Source organism: Cobetia sp. SIMBA_158, assembly GCF_046566945.1.
GTDB lineage: Bacteria > Pseudomonadota > Gammaproteobacteria > Pseudomonadales > Halomonadaceae > Cobetia > Cobetia amphilecti.
This window is the reverse complement of record NZ_JAWJYL010000689.1, coordinates 1-255: the sequence shown is the minus strand read 5'-3', so window position 1 is coordinate 255 and position 255 is coordinate 1. Positions and strand designations below refer to the sequence as shown.

Here is a 255-nt window from a genome sequence, read left to right as displayed (position 1 = left end):
CCTGCAGTGGGCAATGGCCGAAGCGCCGCCGGCTCAGGTACGTGCGATCCATGAGCTCGAGGAGCAGGGTGTCGAGGTCAAGCGCTTCCCGGAGCCGGTGATGACCGCGCTGCAGGAAGCCGGGGGTGAAGTGCTGGCCGAAGAGAAGCAGACCAATCCTGACTTCGCCAAGGCCTACGATTCGCAGATGAAGCATGCCGCACTGATCGACGAATGGTACGAGCTGCAGGCCATGCCGCAGCCGATGGCCAGGAA

At 63.5% G+C, this 255-nt stretch carries 1 pseudogene; it reads left to right on the top strand.

Annotated elements, in window-relative coordinates:
• Positions 1-255, top strand: a pseudogene (locus R2R70_RS21585) (C4-dicarboxylate ABC transporter substrate-binding protein); the annotation flags it as partial.